Origin of the sequence: Acinetobacter sp. PC34 (assembly GCF_051789135.1) — a bacterium.
Taxonomy (GTDB): Bacteria; Pseudomonadota; Gammaproteobacteria; order Pseudomonadales; family Moraxellaceae; genus Acinetobacter; species Acinetobacter johnsonii.
Genome location: NZ_CP196664.1, coordinates 653,565 through 675,736, shown reverse-complemented (window position 1 = coordinate 675,736; position 22,172 = coordinate 653,565). Strand labels below are relative to the sequence as shown.

At 41.9% G+C, this 22,172-nt stretch carries 18 protein-coding genes; 9 read left to right on the top strand and 9 right to left on the bottom strand.

Annotated elements, in window-relative coordinates; all coding sequences use genetic code 11:
- Positions 1–21 precede the first annotated feature (21 nt).
- A complete protein-coding gene (locus ACSC9N_RS03320; RefSeq protein ID WP_010327437.1) occupies positions 22–1,047 on the top strand; it encodes a class I SAM-dependent methyltransferase in 1,026 nt (341 codons plus the stop codon).
- 9 nt (positions 1,048–1,056) lie between these two features.
- On the top strand, positions 1,057–2,520 hold the full coding sequence (locus tag ACSC9N_RS03315; protein WP_010327438.1) for an amino acid permease: 1,464 nt from the start codon (positions 1,057–1,059) through the stop codon (positions 2,518–2,520).
- A gap of 649 nt (positions 2,521–3,169) precedes the next feature.
- Here the strand turns inward: ACSC9N_RS03315 and omp38 are convergent.
- Positions 3,170–4,192 carry an outer membrane protein Omp38 gene (gene omp38, locus ACSC9N_RS03310; protein ID WP_010327439.1) on the bottom strand — a complete coding sequence of 341 codons (1,023 nt, stop codon included), beginning with the start codon at positions 4,190–4,192 and terminating at the stop codon, positions 3,170–3,172.
- A gap of 375 nt (positions 4,193–4,567) precedes the next feature.
- Here omp38 and ACSC9N_RS03305 point away from each other — a divergent pair, with 375 nt between their 5' ends.
- From ACSC9N_RS03305 to ACSC9N_RS03295, 3 genes are all read left to right on the top strand, one after another.
- Positions 4,568–5,092, top strand: a complete 525-nt coding sequence (locus ACSC9N_RS03305; protein ID WP_010327440.1) for a GspH/FimT family pseudopilin — start codon at positions 4,568–4,570, stop codon at positions 5,090–5,092.
- Positions 5,093–5,192: 100 nt separating this feature from the next.
- Positions 5,193–6,368 carry a thiolase family protein gene (locus ACSC9N_RS03300; RefSeq protein WP_005400250.1) on the top strand — a complete coding sequence of 392 codons (1,176 nt, stop codon included), beginning with the start codon at positions 5,193–5,195 and terminating at the stop codon, positions 6,366–6,368.
- A 183-nt stretch (positions 6,369–6,551) separates the two neighbouring features.
- A complete protein-coding gene (locus tag ACSC9N_RS03295) occupies positions 6,552–7,004 on the top strand; it encodes a VOC family protein (RefSeq protein WP_010327441.1) in 453 nt (150 codons plus the stop codon).
- Between the two features lie 14 nt (positions 7,005–7,018).
- On the opposite strand, the gene ACSC9N_RS03290 is transcribed toward ACSC9N_RS03295, so the two are convergent.
- The 6 genes from ACSC9N_RS03290 to ACSC9N_RS03265 form a co-directional block, all read right to left on the bottom strand.
- Positions 7,019–7,372: a DMT family transporter gene (locus ACSC9N_RS03290; RefSeq protein ID WP_010327442.1), complete on the bottom strand. Its 354-nt coding sequence runs from the start codon at positions 7,370–7,372 to the stop codon at positions 7,019–7,021.
- Positions 7,373–7,475: 103 nt separating this feature from the next.
- Positions 7,476–7,961 carry a DUF934 domain-containing protein gene (locus tag ACSC9N_RS03285; RefSeq protein WP_010327443.1) on the bottom strand — a complete coding sequence of 162 codons (486 nt, stop codon included), beginning with the start codon at positions 7,959–7,961 and terminating at the stop codon, positions 7,476–7,478.
- Positions 7,954–9,597, bottom strand: coding sequence for a nitrite/sulfite reductase (locus ACSC9N_RS03280; RefSeq protein ID WP_004695142.1), 1,644 nt, complete (start codon positions 9,595–9,597; stop codon positions 7,954–7,956). Before ACSC9N_RS03280 ends, ACSC9N_RS03285 begins: the two co-directional genes overlap by 8 nt.
- A gap of 380 nt (positions 9,598–9,977) precedes the next feature.
- Positions 9,978–12,380 (bottom strand): glucose/quinate/shikimate family membrane-bound PQQ-dependent dehydrogenase, encoded by a 2,403-nt coding sequence (locus tag ACSC9N_RS03275; RefSeq protein WP_010327444.1) that lies wholly within the window; start codon positions 12,378–12,380, stop codon positions 9,978–9,980.
- A gap of 184 nt (positions 12,381–12,564) precedes the next feature.
- Positions 12,565–13,839 carry a carbohydrate porin gene (locus ACSC9N_RS03270; RefSeq protein ID WP_010327445.1) on the bottom strand — a complete coding sequence of 425 codons (1,275 nt, stop codon included), beginning with the start codon at positions 13,837–13,839 and terminating at the stop codon, positions 12,565–12,567.
- Positions 13,840–13,958: 119 nt separating this feature from the next.
- The gene (locus ACSC9N_RS03265) at positions 13,959–15,077 is read right to left on the bottom strand and encodes a CaiB/BaiF CoA transferase family protein (protein WP_010327446.1); all 1,119 of its coding nucleotides are present in this window, start codon (positions 15,075–15,077) and stop codon (positions 13,959–13,961) included.
- A gap of 209 nt (positions 15,078–15,286) precedes the next feature.
- Between ACSC9N_RS03265 and ACSC9N_RS03260 the strand changes: the two genes are divergently transcribed.
- From ACSC9N_RS03260 to ACSC9N_RS03245, 4 genes are all read left to right on the top strand, one after another.
- Complete coding sequence (locus ACSC9N_RS03260) at positions 15,287–16,297, top strand: AraC family transcriptional regulator (protein ID WP_004695134.1); 1,011 nt, start codon at positions 15,287–15,289, stop codon at positions 16,295–16,297.
- Positions 16,298–16,487: 190 nt separating this feature from the next.
- Complete coding sequence (locus ACSC9N_RS03255; protein ID WP_010327447.1) at positions 16,488–17,693, top strand: acetyl-CoA C-acetyltransferase; 1,206 nt, start codon at positions 16,488–16,490, stop codon at positions 17,691–17,693.
- An 11-nt stretch (positions 17,694–17,704) separates the two neighbouring features.
- Entirely contained in the window at positions 17,705–19,837 is a 2,133-nt protein-coding gene (locus tag ACSC9N_RS03250) for a 3-hydroxyacyl-CoA dehydrogenase NAD-binding domain-containing protein (RefSeq protein WP_010327448.1), read from the top strand.
- A 188-nt stretch (positions 19,838–20,025) separates the two neighbouring features.
- Complete coding sequence (locus ACSC9N_RS03245; protein ID WP_010327449.1) at positions 20,026–20,367, top strand: hypothetical protein; 342 nt, start codon at positions 20,026–20,028, stop codon at positions 20,365–20,367.
- 32 nt (positions 20,368–20,399) lie between these two features.
- Here ACSC9N_RS03245 and ACSC9N_RS03240 read toward each other — a convergent pair whose 3' ends face one another.
- Both ACSC9N_RS03240 and ACSC9N_RS03235 read right to left on the bottom strand, forming a co-directional pair.
- Positions 20,400–20,834: a GNAT family N-acetyltransferase gene (locus ACSC9N_RS03240; protein ID WP_010327450.1), complete on the bottom strand. Its 435-nt coding sequence runs from the start codon at positions 20,832–20,834 to the stop codon at positions 20,400–20,402.
- Positions 20,835–20,893: 59 nt separating this feature from the next.
- Complete coding sequence (locus ACSC9N_RS03235; RefSeq protein WP_010327451.1) at positions 20,894–22,108, bottom strand: class I SAM-dependent methyltransferase; 1,215 nt, start codon at positions 22,106–22,108, stop codon at positions 20,894–20,896.
- Between the last annotated feature and the right edge of the window lie 64 nt (positions 22,109–22,172).

Genomic DNA, 22,172 nt, shown 5'->3' with positions numbered 1-22,172 from the left:
TTTTACAATGGAGTATATAAAATGGATCCACGAAGTGAAGTTGTTCTTCGCCAGCAAGAATTTCTCTCTGGTTCAGTTTTACTGGTCAATGCACCGTGTGACGAATTAAACACACAGTTAATTGGTACTGTAGAACCACATTTTTGGACATGGAATTTTAACGAATTACAATATTTCCAAAACCAACAAAGTGATGTGCATTTTGATACAGATTTGCCTGATGTCGCTTTTGATCAAGCCATCGTGTTTGTTCCAAAGTCAAAAGAACTACTCAATTATGTGCTACACCAACTGGTGAGTCGTTTGGCCGTAGGCGCATCGATCTTTTTAGTTGGTGAAAAGAAAGGCGGTGTAGAACGCGCCTCTAAACAGCTGCAACCTTTTGGTAAAACCCTCAAATTAGACAGCGCTCGACATTGTCAAATGTGGCAACTGGTCACCGAAAAAACCGTAACGGCAAAACCTTTGGCCGATTGGGCACAACACTACACTGTACCAACCCCGAAAGGTGAATTACAGATTTGCGCATTACCGGGTGTATTTAGTCAAAATCGTCTGGACGTGGGTACAGCCGTGTTATTGCCTCATCTTTCACAGGTCACTTCTGGAAAAATTGCAGACTTTGGCTGTGGTGCAGGCGTGATCAGTGCTTATTTAGCCAAGTTAAATCCGAAAAATCGCATTTTTGCACTCGATGTCGATGCCTTTGCATTAGCTTCAACAAAAATGACTTTTGAGAAAAATAACCTTTTACCAGAACAACTTGAGATTAAAGCGGTACACGGAATTGAGGATGCTCCTCTGTTTTTACACGCAATCGTCAGTAACCCCCCATTCCATCAAGGCATTCATACAGATTACAATGCCAGCGAAAATTTATGCAAAACATCCCGTCGCCATCTTAAATCGGATGGCGAGTTGTGGATTGTTGCCAACCGCTTTCTGAATTATCCATTACTCATTGAGCAAAGTTTTGGCCAATGTACAACCAAAGCCGATCAACAAGGCTTTAAAGTGCTGTTTGCCAGCACACAAAAGAAATCTTAAGGAACAATGATGAGCGAAATGACTCAACCAGCTCAACTCAAGCGGAAGCTTGGAGCTCGCCATCTGAATATGATCGCCATTGGTGGCTCAATTGGTACAGGTTTATTCCTTGCCTCAGGTGCAACCATTGCAAATGCTGGCCCTGGCGGGGCGTTATTGGCCTACTGCTTAATTGGTGTGATGATTTACTTTCTCATGACCAGTCTGGGTGAGTTGGCAACACACAACCCAACATCCGGTGCATTTTTCACCTATGGCACCAAGTATGTTGAAGGTGGTTTTGGTTTCGCCCTTGGCTGGAACTATTGGTATAACTGGGCCATTACGGTTGCATTTGAATTGGTTGCAGTCCAATTCATTATGAAATTCTGGTTTCCCGATCTGCCCGGTTTCTACTGGAGTGCTCTCTTCTTAGCTGTTGTCTTTGGGATCAATGCACTGACAGTCAAAGGCTTTGGTGAAAGTGAGTTCTTCTTCTCCTTGGTTAAAGTCCTTGCCATCATTGTATTTATCATCATTGGTATTTTCATGATTGGTAAAATCATGATGACGCCAGGTGTCGCAACTTTTGCCAACTGGACCAAAGGTGAAGCACCCTTCGTTGGTGGCTTATCTGCACTGATTGGTGTCGCTATGATTGCAGGGTTCTCGTTCCAAGGTACCGAAATGGTCGGTGTTGCTGCAGGTGAATCGAAGGATCCACAAAAGACGATCCCGATTGCCATCAAACAGATTTTTTGGCGCATCCTACTGTTTTATGTGGTGTGTATTTTCATTATCGGTACACTCATTTCATATGATGATCCACTTTTGTTACAAGCGGCTTCATCAGAGAATATTGCACTCTCTCCATTTACCTTACTCTATGAAAAAGCTGGTTTTGCCTTTGCTGCCAGTGTTATGAATGCCGTGATTTTAACCGCGATTCTATCGGCAGGTAATTCAGGGATGTATTCATCGACGCGTATGCTGTTCAATATGGCCCAAAATGGCAGTGCACCTAAACTGTTTGCCAAATTAGACCCACGCGGCGTACCCATGAATGCACTTTATGCGACAACTGCAATTGCTGCACTTTGCTTCTTAACTACTTTCATTGGCGAAGAACAGGTCTTTAATTGGCTGCTCAACATGTCGGGTATGTGTGGCTTTATTGTTTGGTTAGGGATTGCTGTTTCACACTATCGTTTCCGTAAAGGATATGTTGCCCAAGGGCATAAGGTTGAAGACTTAGCTTATCGTGCAAAATTCTTCCCCTTTGCCCCTTGGTTTGCCTTTATCCTGTGCGCCATTGTTGTTTTAGGTCAAAACTACCAAGCGGTACTTGATGGCGAATGGCTCTCTGTTTTATCGACCTATATTGGTATTTTCTTATTCTTGGCGATTTGGCTAGGCTATAAATGGAAATACAAAACCAAACTGGTTTCTTACCAAGAAATGGATGTCAGTCCAATGAATCCTGATCGCGAATAAAATTCTTTCATAATAAAAAACAGCCTTCGGGCTGTTTTTTTATTATCATTTATTCATTTACTAAAGCCGTAAAGCATAAATTAATAACGCAATTTTCAATAAGACAGTTCAATTATTGAAGTTACATAGAATCGATAGTTATGACTCGGATCCATCCTAAACTTAGTTAATATTCTGTAACTAGCATCCGTTCACTTGCGCGATGAACAATTTACATATTTAGGTAGTAAAAATTTAGCCTCTCAATTCGCACCGCCATAACTAAATAAAACGGCTTATTGAGCACTGATCTCTCTCAAATTCCTAGCCCCTAAATATCAAGCCAGAAATATTATCTCGCTAGCAAACAAATCTTTATAAAAATCAATAACTAGAAATATCCATTCACTCTTAAGGCAAAATTATTATCGATGTAGTGAAGCATGAGTGACGGAAATCCACTTTTCATTCTTCTTATATTCATCCTCTAAAATTAAATACTTCTAACTATATTTAATATCCTATACGTAGCTAACCATGACCACCGTAAGCCTTAAAGGCTCTTGCATTGAGCTCGAGTTTATTTTCAACGATGTGAGTTAACATAAATTTCATTATTTTAGACATAAAAAAACGACTCCGAAGAGTCGTTTTTTAGTTAAAACTCAGATTATTGAGCTTGAACTGTACGGCTGCCAGAAATTGTCGCGAATACACGACGGTTCATAGCACGGCCTTCTTTAGTGTTGTTGTCAGCAATCGGTTGGTCCCAAGCGAAACCTTGAGTAGACAAACGAGCTGGATCAACGTTGTATTCGTTTACTAGAGACGATTTAACAGAGTTAGCACGAGCTAAAGATAAACGTTCGTTCAATGCACGTGGACCAGTGTTGTCTGTGTGACCTTCGATGCGAGCAGTAGCGTTTGGATATTCAACTAACTTCTCAGCAACTTTAGCGATTTCTGGCTTGTATTGGTCTTTGATGTTTGATTTGTTTGTATCAAAGAACACACGAAGTTCCATGTTAAGGTCTTCAGTTAACTCTTGTGGTTCAACTGGAGCAACTGGCTCAACTGGAGCAACTTCTACTACTGGAGCAGCAGGTTTCAAGTGACCACCAAGAACTACGTTAAGACCAGCAAGTGCTGTATAGTTCCAGAAATCTTCATCGATGTTGTAAGTAGCACGAGCTTCAGTACGTAGAGACAAAGCATCGTTCAAGCGCCAGAAAGCACCGAAACCAGCATTACCTAAAGTACCTTCTTCTTTAAGGCCACGACCAGCACGACCTAGATCGTTATCAAACTCGTATTTGTAGTGACCAGCACCTAAAAGTACATATGGCTTGATTTTGCTGTCGTAGTTTTTAGTAATCAAGTCAGAAGTAGCATAGAAATTACCGTTGATTTGCGTTTGCTTGTATTCAGCATTCGCTTGGTCAACCATGTCACCTTTAACTTGGTTGTATTCCGCTTCAAAACCTAACCAAGGAGTAAGCTCTACACCAAGTGCAGCACCAACAAATAGGTCATCATCCATTTGAGCTGAATCAGTCAAATGATCACCACCATTATTATGTTGAGTGTCTTGGAAAGTGTAACCAAGCATTAATGGAGTAACAGTTACGCCCGCGTTTGCAGCAGCTAAAGGAGCAGCTACGAGCATTGCTAATGCAATACGACTCATTTTCATGGATTTATCCTCCAGAGATAACAATTGTTTTTCAAGCTTAAGCTTAAAATTATTTAACAATTCTGAGATAGGCTTTTTTATACCCCAGTTTTATTTTTAAGCTATTCGCAATGAATCATACAAACACTTTATTTTTTTTCCAAGTGCTTGATAACTTTAATCAAGTAAATTATTGACAAAATTACTTACAATTTCCGTTGTAATTCGGTAATTTTTTACTCAATTTTTACTTGCGAATAGCTTATTTTCACTTGTATTACATTTTAACAGCTTTTTAAACAAGTTGAGTACTACTAATTATGTATAAAATTTGTTTGATAAACAAAGCTTTAATAAATAAAAAATAGCTCTATAACAACAAAACTGGATAACCATATGTTTTTTATCAATAAAAAAGGGTTCACTTTATTCGAACTCATGATCACTATTAGCATTATTCTGATCATTTGTACAATCGCACTTCCTCACTTTCATCAGTATATGGCCTCACAAGAGCGCAGCAAAACACTGAATACATTACGAAATAGTATTCAGGCAGCCAAAAATATGGCCAACCTGCAACGTCAAAATATCACCATTTGCCCAAGTCAAGACCTCGTTCAATGCCAAAATCATCAGTGGAACATGGGCTTTATTGTATTTATCGATAATAATAAAAACCGACGAGTAGATACCAGTGAAACGATTATTCGGACAGAACAACAGCAGCTCAAATATGGCAATCTTGATTGGCGTGGCACACTCAGTCTTCCATCGTTAAGCTTTAAAGCTGAAAATGGCCTCCCCCTTGGCTCAAATGGAACTTTCTATTATTGCTCTATGCAAAGTCAGGATCACTTTAAATTAGTCATGAGCAAAATGGGGCAGACCCGGACTGAACCCCTCGATGCCTGTAACTAGACCCATGAGTCCATAATCACGTTTTCAGCTTTTCTCGCTAGCAAATTTGCATATACTGCTTAAGTTTCCAACAAAACGTATAAGTGATTCGGAGAAGAAAATGACAGACATCGTAATTGTGAATGGTGCTCGTACAGCAATGGGCGGTTTTCAAGGCAGTTTAGCCAGTGTAACCGCTCCAGAGCTCGGTGCTGTAACGATTAAAGAAGCGATTGCTCGTGCTGGCCTACACGCAAACGATGTAGAAGAAGTAATCATGGGCTGTGTTCTACCTGCGGGATTAAAGCAAGGTCCAGCACGCCAAGCTATGCGCCAAGCAGGTTTACCTGATTCAACAGGTGCTGTGACCATCAATAAATTATGTGGTTCTGGCATGAAAGCGGTAATGCAAGCTGCGGATATGATCAAAGCAGGTTCAGCAAATATCGTGGTTGCAGGTGGCATGGAGTCGATGACCAATGCTCCTTATATTTTAACCAAAGCGCGTGCGGGCTACCGTATGGGGCATGGCGATGTTAAAGACCACATGTTCCTTGATGGCTTAGAAGATGCAGAAACAGGTCGATTGATGGGTTCTTTTGCACAAGATATGGCCAATACTCGTGGCTATACGCGTGAGCAAATGGATGCCTTCGCGATTCGCTCTTTAGAGCGCGCACAAACAGCGGTCAACGAAGGTTACTTTGCAGATGAAATCGTGCCTGTGACAGTTTCATCTCGCAAAGGTGATGTTGTCGTTGATAAAGATGAACAACCGTTCAATGCCAATATTGCAAAAATTCCAAGCCTTCGCCCTGCTTTTGCTAAAGATGGCACCATCACTGCAGCAAATGCAAGTTCAATCTCGGATGGTGCATCCGCACTAGTTTTAACTTCAGCAGAAAATGCATCGAGCAAAGGTTTAGCACCATTAGCCAAAATTGTGGCTTATGCATCGAACTCACAACATCCATCAGAGTTCACCATTGCACCAGTCGGTGCAATTGAAAAAGTGCTTAAGAAAACAGGTTGGAATGCACAGGACGTAGATCTTTGGGAAATCAATGAAGCTTTTGCGATGGTAACTATGTGTCCAATCGATGACTTCAAACTTGATCCAGCAAAAGTGAACATCAATGGTGGAGCTTGCGCATTGGGTCACCCTGTCGGTTCAACTGGTTCACGTATTATCCTGACTTTGATTCATGCGCTTAAACGTACAGGTGGTAAAAAAGGGATTGCGGCACTATGCATCGGCGGTGGTGAAGCGACTGCTGTAGCGATTGAATTACTTTAAGATGCAAGCAACCCTCTTTTATTGACATATTTTATACAATAAAACATTGGATAATTAGCTGATATAAAAGCGACATTTATGAAAATCCCTCGACTGCGAGGGATTTTTTATTACAAGATTGTATTAGGGCCGATCTCAACGACTTGTTAAAATAACGACGAAAAAAACAACAAGGATAAGACAATGCAACTGAATCACTACCTCAACTTTGATGGTCAAACTGAAGCCGCTTTTAATTTTTACAAGTCTGTCTTTGGTGGAGAGTTTGCAACGTTCATGCGTTATGGAGACTTACCTTCAGATGAAAGTTCATTCGCCCTTTCCGAAGCTGACCAACAAAAAATCATGCATGTTTCGCTTCCCATCAATGCCAGCACGATTCTGATGGCTTCGGATACCAATGATCAGTTTTGCGCTCAAAGCAATACCGTCTTTACTGTAGGCAACAACCACTATATTTCCATTAACTTAGATGCCCATGAACAAGCCGATGCAAAACGCTTATTTGATGCACTTTCAGTCAATGGAAAAATAGAAATGCCTCTAGAGAAAACGTTTTGGGGCGCACTCTATGGTGCATTTACCGATCAGTTTGGAATTAAATGGATGGTGAATTGCCAATTAGAAGAAGGATAAAAGCTTTTTTCTTTTTAAACATCAATATTTGAAAATTGCGCAATAATAGTGAGCCCCACGGTAATAAAACCTATACCGAGCCATCCAGCCAAATCGATGCTCTGTCCTAAAAATGCTTTAGCAAGAAGTGCTGTGGCAATGACACCAATGCCAGACCACAGCACATATAAAATTCCCGCTTGCATAAATTTTAAAGCATAGGCTGCACACGCAAAAGAAATCATATAAAGCACCAGTGCAATGCCTTGATCCAATTTATTGACCAAGCCATTACCTTTTGCGGAATAAAAAGTCGAAAGCACATCTGTAGCAATAGCAATAAGTAGCCAAATGACACCGGGATTAATTTTTGCAAAAAGTGCCATCATGTCCAATTTACCTGCTTCTTTTTCTTCAATTTATTCATCAAAAATGCTGCGTATAAATACAAAAAAGCTGAACCGAAGTCCAGCTTTTTATTCACTTGAAAATTTAAGCGCCCGTTTGATAACTGGCTTGTGCAACGGCTGTTGATGCTTGATACGGATTTCGAAAATCATTTAAACCCGCAGCAGCTTCAAGAATGTCTTTACCTTCTTTAATAACAAAGGTATCAAAGCCTGAACGTTTCATGTAGTTCAAGACATCTTTAAACACATCACCCGTTGCGCGTAGTTCGCCTTGGAAACCTTGACGGCGTAATAACGCTGCAAATGAATAGCCACGACCATCGTTAAAACCCGCAAAATCAATAAAGATGGCATCTAGCTGATCTAAAGGGAAATCATGCGTTTCAGGAGAGGCATCAACTGTAACAAGGAGTGCTTTTTTACCTGAAACTTCAGCCAATTGATCTAACTGCTCAACCGTTAAAACCACATCACCTTGCGGTAAAACACCATCTTCACCAATCACTTGATAAGTATTGTCTGCAATCGAGCCATCTTTAGAGAGGACTTGTAGTGCTAGATTAAGCATATGCACGCTCCTTAAAGGGTTGAATGCCCACACGGCGATAAGTATCGATGAATTCTTCACCCTCAGCACGAAGGTCAAGATAGGTATTTAAAATCTCTTCAACGATATCTGGCACAACTTCAGCTGCAAATGATGGGCCTAGAATGTCACCAATTGAAGCATCATGATCGGCATTACCACCCAAAGTGATTTGGTAGAACTCAGCGCCTTTTTTGTCCACACCTAAAATACCGATATTCCCCACATGGTGGTGACCACAGGCATTCATACAACCTGAAATATTCAGATCAAGTTTGCCAAGGTTATAAATGGTATCTAAGTCATCAAAACGACGTGAAATCGCTTCTGAAATAGGAATTGATTTCGCATTTGCCAGTGAACAGAAGTCACCGCCTGGGCAGCAAATAATGTCGGTTAAGAAACCAATGTGCGCACGAGCTAAATTGTTTTTCTCAAGAATAGTCCACAATTCAAATAAATCTTTCTGCGGAACATCCACCAAAGAAATATTTTGCTCATGCGTGGTCCGCAGTTCACCAAAGGTGTATTTGTCTGCAAGGTCTGCAATCAAATTCATCTCTTCCGTGGTCACGTCACCCGGTGCAATACCCGTACGTTTCAACGAAATCGTTACAATACGGTAGCCCTTCACTTTGTGAGCATTGGTGTTGATATTGAACCACTGTTTGAATTTTGGATGTGCAGCAAACTGTTCAGAAAAATCTTCGTCTGCATAATCTTGATAATCAAACGGTATAAATTCTTCGTCTAATTTCTGCAAAATTTCAGGCTGAATTTTTAAAGTTTTAATGGTATGCGCAAACTCAGCTTCGACTTTTTCAGCAAAGACTTGAGGCGTCAACGCTTTCACCAAAATCTTAATACGTGCTTTGTATTTATTATCACGGCGACCGTGCAAGTTATAAACACGCAGTACGGCTTCTAAATAGGCAATCAGGTCTTCACGTGGCAAGAAGTCACGAATGAAACTACCAATCACAGGGGTACGACCTAAGCCACCACCGACTTTAATTTTATAGCCGATCTCACCCGCTTCATTTTTAACGATATACACCCCAATATCATGGAATGAGGTCGCTGCACGATCAGTTTCTTCAAGTGCTGATACCGCAATCTTGAACTTACGTGGCAAGAAAGCAAATTCTGGGTGGAAGGTTGACCATTGACGGATCAATTCACACGTTGGACGTGGATCAGCCACTTCACCAGCAACCACACCTGCATATTGGTCTGTAGTCGTGTTACGAATACAGTTACCCGAAGTTTGGATTGCATGCATTTGTACAGAAGCTAGCTCTTGAAGCATGTCTGGAACATTTTCTAGCGCAGGCCAGTTAAACTGAATATTCTGACGGGTTGAAACGTGTGCATAACCACGGTCAAACTCAGTTGCAAGTTCTGCAACTTTGCGCAATTGCGTTGAGTTCATTAAGCCATAAGGCACAGCAATACGTAACATTGGCGCATAGCGTTGTACATAGAGACCGTTTTGAAGACGTAATGGGCGGTACTCATCTTCAGTGAGTTTTCCAGCTAAATAACGTTCCGTTTGGTCACGGAACTGTGCAACACGTTCATTGATCAGTTGCTGATCGAAATCAGTATATAAATACATGGCGTACAGCTAGTAGTTTCATTATAACGGCTGACAGCATAACGAGATTTAAACTATCAACAAAATGCGTTTTTTACATATTTCATAGCTGTTTTATTGATAAGGATAAGTAGATGTACTGTTTGTCCCTAATCCTAAAGGTTTTTTCTGATTAAAGTATTTTTTATTAGATACTTATACATTATTCAGCTAACTCCGTTCAGCCTATCACATACACACTAACCAATGCATTGCTACCGCATAAATTTTAAACCTGGCTTTCTGGGCAGATCTCAATTTTTCTATTGCTTCCTCGTTCTCACTTTACCCTTTTAAACCGATTGCACATAAAAATAGCCTGACGAATCAGGCTATTTGAAAGTTTAAATGACTACAAAAGATTATTTTGCATCGGGTAAGGCATATGCCACCAAAGCATCTCCCATCTTGGTCCCAAATGAACCATGACCACCCGCCATAATGACCACATACTGCTTACCATTGGCTTCATAGGTCATTGGTGTAGCTTGACCGCCCGCTGGTAGACGACCTTTCCAAAGTTCATCACCATTGGTCACATTGATGGCACGGATATAATTATCCTGCGTACCACCGACAAACATCACATTCCCCGCAGTTGAGATTGAACCACCAAGCATAGGCACCCCCATTTTAAATGGTGGTAATTGAATCCCCGGTAAGCTGTCACGGATTGTACCAATACGACGTTTCCATGCAACTTCGTGAGTATTTAAATCCACACCCGCCACAAAGCCCCAAGCAGGCTGTTTACATGGCAAACCAAATGGAGACAAGAACGCACTGATCTCTACACCGTAAGGCACACCATACATCGGTTGTACACCCGCTTCGGTGCCTGCACCTTTGGCTGTTTTCGGACGGTTTGGATCGGCTGGAATGAGTCGAGAAACAAACGGTAAACCGATTGGGTTCATCACCGCGATTTGACGATCAGGGTTAACGGACATACCGCCCCATTCAAATACACCCAAGTTGCCTGGGAAAACTAAAGTTCCATTTTCTGAAGGTGGGGTATAAATACCGTCATAGTTCAGTTTGTGGAAAGACACACGGCACATCAACTGGTCAAACATGGTTGCACCCCACATTTGCTTATCCGTCAGTTTCTCTTTTGGCGCAAGGTCAAAGTCAGAGAAAGGTTGTGTCGCAGAGTAACGCTCACCTTTGGTTTGCGGCCCACGTTTCACTGTTTGTGGTACAGGTTTTTCCGTAATTGGAACAATGGCTGCACCAGTACGACGGTCTAGAACAAAGGCATTGCCCGTTTTCGTTAATACGTAAATGGCAGGAACCATTTTGCCTGACTTATCTTTAATATCCGTCAATGTCGGCTGTGATGGTACATCCATATCCCACAAATCATGATGCGTGGTTTGGAAGTTCCACACCAACTTACCTGTTGAAGCATTCAGTGCCAGCATTGAGTTAGCATAACGCTCATGCAACTCAGTACGGTTACCGCCCCAAATATCTGGCGTACCCACACCCGTTGGAATGTAAACCATATCCAAGGCTGCATCATAGGCTAATGGTGCCCATGCATTCGGTGAGTTTTGAACATACTTTTGACCCGGAGCGGGAATCGCATTTGGATCTTCGGCACCTGTGTCAAAGACCCACAACAATGCGCCGGTATTCACATCATAACCACGAATCACACCTGAAGGTTCTTCAGTTGAATAGTTATCTGTGGTTGAACCCGCAATAATAATCGTCGTGCCTGTGACCACAGGTGGAGAAGTTGGGATATAACCACCCGGATAAGGGAATGGCATATCTTTTTGTAAGTCGACTTCACCATTTTTACCAAAGTCCGTACAACGCTCACCAGTATCAGCATTGATGGCAACCAAACGACCATCATTGACAGGTAAGATTACTTTACGTGGGCACAACTCAGACGATGACTTTTTATGTTGCAAGCTGGCTTCAAAACCAACTGTATTGTTCGCATCATAATAAGACACGCCACGACAGGTTAAATGCTGAAAAGTATTGTCCGATTTCAACTTCGGATCAAAAGTCCATTTCGCCTTACCTGTCGCTGGGTCGAGGGCAACCAGTTTTTGGTGCGTGGTACAGATATACATATTGTCCCCAACTTTAATTGGGGTGACCTGATTGGTGGTTTCACCAGAGTCATTTTCTGTTTTAAAGTCACCTGTGTTATAGGTCCAAGCCACTTTTAAATCTTTAACATTCTCAGAATTAATTTGCGTTAAAGGAGAATAGCGCAAACCAGACTGAGTACGACCATAAGCAGGCCAGTCGCCATCAGCAACACCCGGAATGGACTGTGCGGTTGCAGGTTGCTTGCTGCTCAGTTCACCTCGAATTTCTTGAGGATCATTAAACACAGCAAAAATCATCACGGCAATAGTCACCGCCAGTGAACCTGTTAAAACTAGTTTTGCACTTTTAGCATTGTCAAAACCGCGTGTGACCGCTGGAATGAGTAGCCATAAACCAAATAAACCAAGGATATCTAAGCGTGGCGCCAAGGCAAAGAAGTCTGAACCCACTTCCCATAAGCCCCAAATCACTGTACCCAAGACCAACAACGCATAAACGATTAATGCCGTACTTTTTAATTTTTGCAGTAGAACTGCAGTCGCGATGAAGAGTAAACCTGCAATGATGTAGTACCAAGACCCACCAAGCACTGCAAGATAAATCCCTCCTATCAGCAGGACTAAACCAAAGATCACAGCAATCACAGCTGTAAAAGTTTTAAGTCCTGAACCTGAAGACGGAGTACTCATATTGACCACCTTTTCCTTAGATTCTGTTAAAAGCTCGTATCGTTTTAATATCGATATGAACACCTAGACAGTTTTTAGATTTTAAGTATCTGTCCAAACGACTTATTTCGAACAGTTTTATGCTTTGAACAACCGTTAAAAGTTTTTATCAACCTTGCTGGACAAATACTTATCGATCTAGAAACTAAAATGCGGTCTGGAATTTAATTCCGCCGACCCATGCATTTTCACCATTTTTATATGCGCCTACATGGCGGATATATTGGATATTGGGACGAATGGTTAACCAGTTGGCTGCATGAATACCGTAGTAAATCTCGGCATCATACTCTTCACTTTGTAAACGGGCTTTGACGCTGTTATTGACAATATTCGCGTCATTGACATCATCATTGATATTAATACGGGCTAGGCCAATCGCGATTTCATCTTGAGGGCGGGTATCAAAAGCGCCTTTATAGACCAAACCAATGTTCTGCATGTCACGAACCTTATTGGTATCTGAATCATGTAGCGTGAGATTCACAAAACCTGTTAAACCGCGCGCGGCATTACCATGATGTGCTGTGAATTGTTGCTTGGCAACAACCCAGCCGCCTTGTTTATGTGAGGTTTGCTGTGGGTTTTGAATGTCTGTGGCATCTGCCGAACTGTAGTAATAACCCGCACGATATTCACCAGGTAACTTATTTACACCTACAGCAGGTTGCCACACCACTTCAGCAGGAATAATGGCTCCCTGCGAACCGTCAGTACTTAAGTTCCAGCCTTTGCCACGTTCTAAGTTTTCAGGGTTATATTCATACACCCCGACTTGTGCATACAGGTCTGGCCGAAGGTTATATTTGACTCGTGCAGCCCATTGGCTGACAGGCCAGTTGTACCACTGGTCACCGACCCAGTTACCAACTTGAGAGCCACAGAGCGCAAGGTTTTGGAAATCACAGTCGAAACTGTTGAAATCTTCCCCTTCACCAAAACGACCGACTTTGATGTCTAACTTTTGATCCATGAACTTTTTCTTAATCCACAAATCCGTTAAACGCCACGTCTGTCCACGTCCCCACACTTCTTGAGTGGAACTTAAATGTCCATCTAAAGCATCGGATGTTTGAGAAAGTGAACGCCCATTGCGTTCGGTAATGGTGATTTGAGCCTCAGTATCCTGCCAACCCAAAATCTTGTCTAAATCGAAGTGTGTACCAAATGCAAACTGGTCTGCATATTCGGTACCATGACTTGAAGAATGCGAGGCATCGAGCAACGTTGCCATTTCACCCGTATAACCAAAGCTAAAGTCGTAGCCTTTTTGCTGCAATGCGCTGCGCTGACCATTCCAGTCACCCAGCATCCAAGGGCTTTCTGCCTCAAAGGCATTTGCAGCATACACACTTTGAAAGCAGCAACTGAGCGCTAAGAGACTGAGGTTAAAACACCAACTTCTTTTACATTTATTCATAATTGGTGACCTTTCTTACAAAATTACAACTAATCGATATGATACGCTTTATTTGTATAAAAACCCATTTTATGACGTTTTTTTGTTTTAAATATATTCAAATTATCGCTATATGATATTTATAAAGAATCAAAACCGAGCGGTTTGCCTATAAATTCATATCTTATTTTTGAACGTGAAAACTTAATTGGACAAGCTAATTGTTGTTCGCTTTTTGTACTCCCCTCTTGTAAAGGTACAGAAACCACCCATGCACGATCTTTGGCTAACTGCGAATCGAGTGCTTCATCCAACTTTAATACGGGCTCAACGCAGACATCTTGCTGCTGAAAAATTGCATTCCACGTGGCAAAATCTTGGGTTTTAATTTTGTCTTTTATTGCTTGTTTCACCACCTGACGGTCATCAGTTGCCAATGAGGCTCCTTTTTCAGCCACAATCGGCAATTCTAAAATTTGTGCCAACCCATATAAAAACTGTGGCTCTAAACTCCCAATCGATAAATAACGTCCATCTTGCGTTTCATAATAGTCATAAAAAGTCGCACCATTGAGATAGCTTTGCTCGGGCCCTTGTTTTTCCTGCCCTGCTAAGCTCGCAGCTGCGGCCATGCTGCTGAGCCCTACTACACAGTCGGTCATGGAAATATCAATATACTGCCCCAAACCACTCCGCTGTCTTTCAATTACTGCGGCTAAAATTCCAATCACACTATGCAAAGAGCCACCTGCAATATCCGCAATTTGAATCCCCATTGGTGGTGGTCCACTGTGCTGTCGGCCACTATGTCCCGCGATCCCTGACAAAGCCACATAGTTGATATCGTGTCCTGCTTTATTTTGATACCCTCCTGTTTGCCCATAACCCGTAATGGAACAATAGATCAAGCGCGGATTAATTTCAGATAAGGTCTGATAATCGAGCCCTAATCTTTGCATCACACCTGGACGGAATTGTTCAATCACAATGTCATAGTCTGAAATTTTCGATTTGATCAGTTCAATATTGGCAGGATCTTTCAAATCCAGAGCGACAGCATGCTTATTTCGGTTGAGATAACTATGTGCAGTGGCCTGTCCATTGGCATAAGGTGGCATTAAACGGATCAGATCGGGGCGGGTTGGAGACTCGATGTGGATCACTTCTGCACCTAAGTCTGCTAAGTACATTGTTGCAAAAGGTCCGGGTAAAAGTGTAGAAAAATCGAGAACTTTCAATCCTTTCAATGCCATATCCATGTTTATTTTCTCTTTTTATGTTGATTTTTTAGCTATTTTAGAAATATAAAAGCAACAAAACAATGTCATGTTCAGCCATTTACCTTGATCATTTCGGCAATTTAACATGTAAAAAGGCAAAAAACTTTAGTGTAAATTGCCTAAAATACTTTTTTTAGCGTCATTTAGGTCAAACGCAAGTGAATATAAAAGAGACTGAAGGATTAAATATGAGCCGCGATACCATTAGTATCCATTTCGTCAATGCGGCTTTAACTGGCGTAAAACGTCTCGGCATGGATGTCGAAACATTACTTTCTCACGTAGGGATTGAGGCAGAACTGCTGCGTCAACCTAAAGCCCGTATTTCTCCAGAACAATATACTCGCTTCGTTAAAATGTTATGGATGGTGACCCAAGACGAACATGTTGGCTTCGATAAGCAACCACGTCGTTTAGGTACGTTTGCCATCATGTGTCAGCTGATTATTCATGCCAAAACCTTAGGTGATGCTTTAGAACTGTCTTCACAGTTTTATAAACTGTTTGGCGATGAGTGGTCGGTGACATTAGAGCGCGACAAGCATGAAGCTCGTCTTGTTCCTCAGATTCCGAAATCGATGGACCCAGATCACTTCATTACCGAAAGTATGCTGATGATTTGGCATGGTCTCGCATCTTGGTTGATTGAACGTCGTTTACCGCTAGAACGTGTGCACTTTGGGTATGAACGTCCAACCCATGCAGATGAGTACGATGCTCTGTTCTTCGCACCTGTGATGCAGTTCGACATGCCGCGTACCGAAATCACTTTTGCGGCAGATTATTTGGACTTACCAATTCGTCAAAATGAAGAAACGTTAGAAGAGTTTTTAAAAGCCGCGCCTGCACAGTTGTTGGTGAAATTTAAAAACACCAACTCACTCACTTCACGTATTCGTGATGTATTGAAGAGTCAAATTGGTGAGGAAATGCCAACCCTGAATGATGTGGCTTCTATGCTGTATTTATCTCCACAAACGCTGCGTCGCCGCTTAGCTGCTGAAGGTAAAAGTTACCAAGGTGTGAAAGATGCATTACGTCGTGATGCCGCAATCCACCTACTGTTAAATCCGGGTTTAACTTTAGAAGATGTAGCACAGCAAGTAGGCTTTAGTGAAACCAGTACCTTCCACCGTGCTTTTAAAAAATGGACTGGGGTTACACCCGGTTTATATCGCCAACTACACGGCTATCACTAATTTTTTAGTTTGACGACGGTTCGGCACATTGCTAAACCCAAGATTTCGATCTTGGGTTTTTTTATGCCCAAATCTTCAGTCTATTGGCAAAAAGACTCATCTGACCTGACCCGTTCTAGTCATTGCATCACGGCCATTAATTTGTACACTCAAATGCATAACAACTTAAAAGTCATAAAAAGGAACAGCTATGCGCGAGGCTTATATCATTGACGCCATTCGCACACCACGCGGAAAAGGAAAGAAAGATGGTTCACTGCATGAAGTGAAACCGATTACGCTATTGACCACATTGTTGAATGAATTGAAAGATCGTCATCATTTAGATACTTCTAAAGTAGATGATATTGTATTGGGTTGTGTCACGCCTATTGCAGACCAAGGTGGTGATATTGCTAAAACTGCGGCAATCGCAGCGGGTTGGGATAATGATGTTGCAGGTGTGCAAATTAACCGTTTTTGTGCATCAGGTTTAGAAGCCGTAAACATGGCTGCGCAAAAAGTACGTTCAGGTTGGGAAGACATTGTTGTTGCAGGTGGTGTTGAGTCAATGTCACGTATTGCAATGGGTTCAGATGGTGGCCCGTGGGCATTAGACCCTGAAACCAATTTAAAATCACACTTCGTTCCGCAAGGGATTGGTGCAGATTTAATTGCAACATTGGATGGTTATACACGTTCAGATGTCGACGCATTTGCTGCAAATTCGCAACGTAAAGCGGCAGCAGCACAAGCTGCGGGTTATTTCAATCAATCAGTGGTTGCGATCAAAGACAAAGCAGGCGTGACCATTTTAGATCAAGATGAATTTATTAAACCGTCAACAACAGCAGATGGTTTAGCAAAACTCAATCCAAGTTTTGAAATGATGGGTGCAATGGGTTTTGATGCGATTGCATTACAACAATATCCAGAAGCACAAAAAATTAACCATGTGCATCACGCAGGAAACTCATCGGGTATTGTCGATGGTGCGGCACTTGTATTACTTGCTTCCGAGAAAGCGGTCAAAGAACAAGGTTTAAAACCGCGTGCCAAAGTATTGGCGACTGCATTGGTGGGTTCGGATCCAACCATTATGCTGACAGGGCCTGCACCTGCTGCTCGTAAAGCATTGGCAAAAGCTGGTTTAACGATTGACGATATTGATCTATTTGAAGTCAATGAAGCCTTTGCATCTGTGGTGATGCGTTTTATGACAGAATTAAAAGTGCCTGCTGAAAAAATCAATGTGAATGGTGGTGCAATTGCGATGGGACATCCATTGGGGGCGACGGGCGCAATGATTCTCGGAACATTACTGGATGAATTAGAGCGTCAGGGCAAAAAGCGTGGCTTGGCAACATTATGTGTGGGTGGTGGCATGGGTATTGCGACCATTATTGAGTTGGTATAAGGAGAATAATAATGAGCGCAATTCAATATTTAAAAAATGACGATGGCATTATTATTCTAACTTTGGATTCTCCAAACCAATCTGTAAATACCATGAATGGTGATTTCCGTGTGGCTTTGGAAAATATTGTTTCTAAACTGAAATCTGAAACTTCTATTACGGGAATTATTTTCCGTTCAGCGAAAAAAACTTTTTTTGCAGGCGGTGATTTGGATGAGCTAATCCAAGCACGTTTGGAAGATGCCACACCTTTTTTTGAAATGATTCAGAAAATGAAAGCAGAGTTTCGTTATATCGAAACTTTAGGTGTTCCTGTGGTTGCAGCATTGAATGGTACGGCTTTAGGTGGCGGTTGGGAAATCGCTTTAGGCTGTCATGCACGTATTGCATTGAATGATCCTAAAACTAAATTTGGACTTCCAGAAGTAACTTTAGGTCTGCTGCCGGGTGGTGGTGGTATCGTGCGTATGGTACGCCTTTTAGGTCTACAAAATGCTTTTCCATTCTTAATGGAAGGTAAGCAGTTTGGTATAGATAAAGCAAAATCTCTTGGTTTAATCCAAGACACGGCGGAAACATCTGAAGAGTTGATGGATAAAGCCATCGCTTGGGTAAAAGAACATCCAAAGTCGCAACAACCGTTTGATGTAAAAGGTTATAAAATTCCGGGTGGTGATCCTAAAACACCTGTAGTTGCGCAAATGCTGGCGATTGCTCCTGCAATGCTCCGAGATAAAACCAAAGGTTGTTATCCTGCACCTGAAGCGATCATGGCAGCTGCGGTTGAAGGTACGCAAGTCGATGTGGATACGGCGCTGACTATTGAATCACGTTACTTTACTTATCTTGCCACAGGTCAAGTTTCAAAAAACATGATCGGTACTTTTTGGCATGGAATGAATGCAATTAAGGCAGGTGCGAGTCGTCCTAAAGACGTTGCAAAATGGCAAGCAAGCAAAGTCGGTGTACTTGGTGCAGGTATGATGGGGGCAGGTATTGCTTACTCTACAGCAATCAAAGGGGTTCCCGTTGTACTGAAAGATGTTTCTGTAGAAAATGCAGAAAAAGGTAAAGCCTATAGCCAAAAATTACTGGATAAAAAGGTCTCCCAAGGTCGTATGACCGCTGAAAAACGTGATCAGGTTTTAAGTTTAATTACTGCTACAGCATCTGTGGAAGATTTAAAAGGCTGTGATTTAATTATCGAAGCGGTATTTGAAAATCAAGAACTCAAAGCGAAAGTCACTCAAGAAGCCGAAGCATTCCTTGCAGAGGGCGGTGTGATGGCTTCAAATACTTCGACATTACCAATTACTGGTTTGGCAAATGCATCGAAAGATCAAGCAAACTTTATTGGTCTGCATTTCTTTAGTCCAGTCGATAAAATGCAATTGGTTGAAATCATTAAAGGTAAAAATACCTCTGCTGAAACTTTGGCAAAAGCATATGACTATGTACAGCAAATTGGCAAAATTCCGATTGTTGTGAATGACAGCCGTGGCTTCTTCACAAGTCGCGTATTTGGTACTTTTGTTCAGGAAGGTTTGCGTTTATTACATGAAGGTGTACACCCAGCTCGTATTGAAATGGCAGCACTTAAAGCAGGTATGCCCGTTGGCCCATTAGCCATTCAAGATGAAGTTGCATTAACACTTTCTGAACATGTTGCCAATGAAACCCGTAAGGCGCTTCAAGCTGAAGGTAAAGATTTACCGCGTTCAGGTGCAGATGATGTGATTCAAACCATGATTCATACTTTTGACCGTAAAGGTAAAGCTGCTGGTGCAGGTTTCTATGATTATCCAGAAGGTGGTAAAAAGCATCTTTGGGAAGGTTTGAAGCATTGGAAGCAAGATGTAGATATTTCTGAACAAGAAATGATAGACCGCTTCCTGTTTGTACAATCGCTAGATACCTTACGTTGTTATGAAGAAAATGTCCTTGAGTCTGTCATTGACGCCAATATCGGTTCGATCTTTGGGATTGGTTTTGCACCGTGGACAGGTGGTGCAATTCAGTTTTTAAATCAATATGGTTTAGACCAAGCTGTACAACGTGCCAGTGAACTTGAAGCGAAGTATGGTGAGCGTTTCAAAGCACCGCAACGTCTGGTTGAATCGGTGCCATCGGGTCAGATTCGCTAAAACTTCCACCTTAAAAAAGGGATCAGCAGATCCCTTTTTTGCACTCTCAGCACACAACAAAATTAACCTGCTGATTCAGCATCTAATTTTGACTTATTTTAGTGCATTCTTTTCAAGCCCGACACCGTTTTTTGTGTTATAAAGTTACATAGTTTTAGATTTATTTTTATTCAATTGGGCTGTTGCACATGACTGACAATACTTCTCCTGAAAAATCACCATGGGGTTGGAAAGCACTGATTATTGCTTTCATTTTAAGTGGAATTTTCTTAGGTATCTTCTACCTTGCGATCACCAATGAGCCTGACTATATGCCAAGTCAGCAAACGCAGCAAAACTCTCAGCAACATGCTTTTAAAAACGCGCCTGCAATGTCTGAAGAAGCGATGGCCAAAGCACAAGCGGATAAAGATGCGCGCGAAGCAAGAGCTCAAGCAGCTTCTGAAGATACCACAGAACATGCAACCGCTGATGAGTACGACATGAGTGCCGATGAACATGCGAAAATGTCATCTGAACATGGTCACTAATATGCTGTGACTAATAAAAAAGCCCTGAAAGATCAGGGCTTTTTTATGGATGATAAACGCATATGGATATGCGGAATGCCACAATCTAAATACTCCTCACCCTCTTGCATAAAGCCCAAAGCCTGATAGAACGCTTGCGCATGCACTTGAGAGGACAAGACTAAAAATGGACGCTGTTGCTGTTGGGCATATGCAATCACCGCCTGCATCAGGACTTTGCCCACGCCCAAACCACGATTTGACTTCAAAACTGCAACACGACCAATACTATGATTTTGCAAAAGTCGTGCGGTGGCGATGACTTGATCTTGCTCATAGACCACAAAATGAACTGCGATTTCATCTTGCTCATCCCATTCATATTCAGCAGCAATGTTTTGCTCTTGAATAAAGACCTGCTCACGAATCATTTTCGCAGCCCGTTGCGACTCTTCCCATGTTCCGTGCGTAATTCTCAAGCTTGGCATTTTCATTTCCCTATAAATCATCTCTATATTGGTCATTGCACTAAAAAGTGATGTTCAGATCAGCATTTGCAGCCTACATCTTGCTGATCCCATTGATTATTCAACAGCAATTCCAGTGAATGCTTTTGAATACCATACATCTCTTTCAAGGCTTGAATTTGTGCCAAGACAGCAACATCGGGCGCTTGATAATCCTTACGCTTGGTTGCCAAAATCATTTTATTTTTGCTGGTATGCTCAAGTGCTACAAACTCAAACACTTTGGTTTCATAGCCATAGGCTTTGAGTAACAAGGCACGAATAGTATCGGTCAGCATTTCAGCTTGCTGTCCTGCATGAATGCCAAACTGCAACATGGGTTGCAACACGAGCGGAGCTTTCAGTTGCGGGCGTAATTCTTTATGACAACACGGCGCGCACATGATCATTTCGGCATTTAAACGAATGCCGGTATGAATCGCAAAGTCCGTCGCGACATCACATGCATGCAGCGCAATCATCACATCGAGGCGTTCAGGTTGGTACGTCCGAACATCACCCTGAAAAAAATCAAGTTGCTGAAAATCTGACTTGTCCGCAACCTCCTGACAGAATTCCACCATTTTGCTGTTTAGCTCAACCCCAGTCACAAAAGGGTTCAAATCTTGCTTCAGCAAATAATCATATAAAGCAAAAGTTAAATAGCCTTTTCCTGAGCCAAAATCGACCACGCGCAGTTGTTCAGGCAGCTGAATATGACTTAGTGCCCCTGAGAAAATTTCGACAAACTTATTAATCTGCTTCCACTTACGCGCCATACTGGGAATGATGTGCGCTTTTGCATCGGTAATACCAAGCGGCTGTAAGAAATAACTGTCTTGATCGACAAAACGCTGTTTGACACGGTCATGACCTTTCTGCTCAACAGCTTTGGTTACCGTTTTATTTTTACTTTGCGTCAGTATGGCTTTCTTCTTGTTCTTCTTCAGTTGCCACTCTTGTTCAGTTGTCAGCAGATTGGCTTGTTTACACTGCGCCAAAAGTGCAGTTACCGTATCAAGTGCTGTGTCTAATGAATAATTTTTGGTGACATCTTGGGTTTTATGGCGATATAAACAGCTCAATACAGGCTGTCCTTGCAACATGACGACTCGAAAAGTCATCTTCTCGAGTTGCTCCAGTTCACCCTGATATTGACTCAGAATCATCCGATCAAAACTTTGAGATTCAAGCGCTTGCTGGAAGGCTTGAAGGAATTGCTGCTCTTGTGCAGAGGACGATACCGAAACGGTCATAATAGAAACCAAAAAAAGAATTGCGATTAAATTTTAAAGCGTCTTACGCTAAATGCAAACTTGA

Excerpts from the sequence above, each read along its gene's own strand:
- ACSC9N_RS03260 (WP_004695134.1), top strand. The coding sequence starts at position 15,287 with ATGAGCCGCGATACCATTAGTATCCATTTCGTCAATGCGGCTTTAACT.
- ACSC9N_RS03320 (WP_010327437.1), top strand. The coding sequence starts at position 22 with ATGGATCCACGAAGTGAAGTTGTTCTTCGCCAGCAAGAATTTCTCTCT.
- ACSC9N_RS03265 (WP_010327446.1), bottom strand. The coding sequence starts at position 15,077 with ATGGATATGGCATTGAAAGGATTGAAAGTTCTCGATTTTTCTACACTT.
- ACSC9N_RS03240 (WP_010327450.1), bottom strand. The coding sequence starts at position 20,834 with ATGCCAAGCTTGAGAATTACGCACGGAACATGGGAAGAGTCGCAACGG.
- ACSC9N_RS03275 (WP_010327444.1), bottom strand. The coding sequence starts at position 12,380 with ATGAGTACTCCGTCTTCAGGTTCAGGACTTAAAACTTTTACAGCTGTG.
- ACSC9N_RS03285 (WP_010327443.1), bottom strand. The coding sequence starts at position 7,961 with ATGCTTAATCTAGCACTACAAGTCCTCTCTAAAGATGGCTCGATTGCA.
- ACSC9N_RS03280 (WP_004695142.1), bottom strand. The coding sequence starts at position 9,597 with ATGTATTTATATACTGATTTCGATCAGCAACTGATCAATGAACGTGTT.
- ACSC9N_RS03255 (WP_010327447.1), top strand. The coding sequence starts at position 16,488 with ATGCGCGAGGCTTATATCATTGACGCCATTCGCACACCACGCGGAAAA.
- ACSC9N_RS03290 (WP_010327442.1), bottom strand. The coding sequence starts at position 7,372 with ATGATGGCACTTTTTGCAAAAATTAATCCCGGTGTCATTTGGCTACTT.
- ACSC9N_RS03300 (WP_005400250.1), top strand. The coding sequence starts at position 5,193 with ATGACAGACATCGTAATTGTGAATGGTGCTCGTACAGCAATGGGCGGT.
- ACSC9N_RS03270 (WP_010327445.1), bottom strand. The coding sequence starts at position 13,839 with ATGAATAAATGTAAAAGAAGTTGGTGTTTTAACCTCAGTCTCTTAGCG.
- ACSC9N_RS03250 (WP_010327448.1), top strand. The coding sequence starts at position 17,705 with ATGAGCGCAATTCAATATTTAAAAAATGACGATGGCATTATTATTCTA.
- ACSC9N_RS03235 (WP_010327451.1), bottom strand. The coding sequence starts at position 22,108 with ATGACCGTTTCGGTATCGTCCTCTGCACAAGAGCAGCAATTCCTTCAA.
- omp38 (WP_010327439.1), bottom strand. The coding sequence starts at position 4,192 with ATGAAAATGAGTCGTATTGCATTAGCAATGCTCGTAGCTGCTCCTTTA.
- ACSC9N_RS03245 (WP_010327449.1), top strand. The coding sequence starts at position 20,026 with ATGACTGACAATACTTCTCCTGAAAAATCACCATGGGGTTGGAAAGCA.
- ACSC9N_RS03315 (WP_010327438.1), top strand. The coding sequence starts at position 1,057 with ATGAGCGAAATGACTCAACCAGCTCAACTCAAGCGGAAGCTTGGAGCT.
- ACSC9N_RS03295 (WP_010327441.1), top strand. The coding sequence starts at position 6,552 with ATGCAACTGAATCACTACCTCAACTTTGATGGTCAAACTGAAGCCGCT.
- ACSC9N_RS03305 (WP_010327440.1), top strand. The coding sequence starts at position 4,568 with ATGTTTTTTATCAATAAAAAAGGGTTCACTTTATTCGAACTCATGATC.